The sequence below is a fragment of the Bacteroides sp. 51 genome (assembly GCF_010500965.1).
In the GTDB taxonomy this organism is placed as follows: Bacteria; Bacteroidota; Bacteroidia; order Bacteroidales; family Bacteroidaceae; genus Bacteroides.
In genome coordinates this window covers 1-840 of sequence record NZ_QVMI01000093.1, presented here as the reverse complement: position 1 = coordinate 840, position 840 = coordinate 1, and the positions used below count along the sequence as shown (strand labels likewise).

At 49.2% G+C, this 840-nt stretch carries 1 pseudogene; it reads left to right on the top strand.

The window, feature by feature from the left end:
• Positions 1 to 466: pseudogene (locus D0T87_RS24335) on the top strand (hypothetical protein); the annotation flags it as partial.
• Between the last annotated feature and the right edge of the window lie 374 nt (positions 467 to 840).

The following is an 840-nucleotide window of genomic DNA, read 5'->3' as shown; positions in this document are numbered from 1 at the left end:
AACTGAGGATGACTTTGCTACTTACAACAGCAATACCGGTTACAATGCTTCTACCGGCAAGGGTGACATTTGTCGTTACATCTCCGCCAAGGGTTGGGTTGAGGGTAGTTGGCGTTTGCCTACCTCCGCCGAGCAACAGACTTTTTTAGAGGCATCTGGTAAAAGCCCTGTAAACTCCAGTTTTTACGGTACTCCCAACGGTACTTTCACTGCTTTCACCGTTTCCAATGTCAACGGTCTGGATCAAATCTCCAGTTACGTTCAGCTTTTGGATCAGCGTTTCCCCGCCTCTGGCCATCGAAGCATCACTGGGGATGCGACCAATCCAGGCAGTGGCGGGTTCTTCTGGTCGGGTTCATCGCTATACTCTACGAGCGGGTTCGCAATGATGCTGCGCTCGCAGGGGATGTGCTTGGGCAACTATCCTCGGCAGCTCGCGAGTCCAGTGCGTTGCGTGCGTGAATGATTGTGCCTACCCCAAGCTGTACCTAAAATGATGGGCTTAGCTAAACTGTCCTGGCCGGCATTAGAATACCGGTATGGAAGTTTAGCTAAGAACTGGTCCATCGGCAGGGAGTTTTCAGGTACACCTGCCAAACCGCTCCACGGTGCTCTGCCTTCACGGTAAGGGTATTGAACGGTTGGAGAAAAGGGAGTTGGAAGAGACTCTCAGGTGTGAGTATAGGAGCTGAATGGAAATGAACCACTGAAGAAGCATCGAAAAGAAACTTTTTCTATGTTTATCATAGAATTAGTCGTTGTCGTGTTAAGCATGAACTATTCCATGATGTGATATCACGATCATGCTCCACTAAATTTGTTTTGTTGCGAAGTCTCCCG